At 64.5% G+C, this 293-nt stretch carries 1 protein-coding gene; it reads left to right on the forward strand.

Going from position 1 to position 293, the window contains the following annotated elements:
* Positions 1 to 293, forward strand: a 293-nt coding sequence (locus D9V41_RS17405) for an MMPL family transporter (protein WP_166376140.1), incomplete at both ends; no start/stop codon positions are given.

Genomic DNA, 293 nt, shown 5'->3' on the forward strand with positions numbered 1-293 from the left:
AGCGCGACACCGCCGCTCACGACCGCCAGCTGGTGATCCCGATCGTGCTCGCGATCGTCCTGGCCATGCTGCTGATTCTGCTGCGTTCCGTGGTGGCTGCCGTGCTGCTCGCGGCGTCGACCGTGCTGTCCTATCTCTCGGCGTTGGGGGTGGGGTGGCTGCTGTTCGACCACGTCATCGGCTGGACTGCGATGGACGTCAGCACACCACTTCTCGCCTTCATCTTCCTGGTGGCACTCGGCGTCGACTACAACATCTTCCTCACTGCACGGGCACGCGAAGAGATGCGAGCG

This window comes from Aeromicrobium phragmitis, assembly GCF_003674095.1.
In the GTDB taxonomy this organism is placed as follows: Bacteria; Actinomycetota; Actinomycetes; order Propionibacteriales; family Nocardioidaceae; genus Aeromicrobium; species Aeromicrobium phragmitis.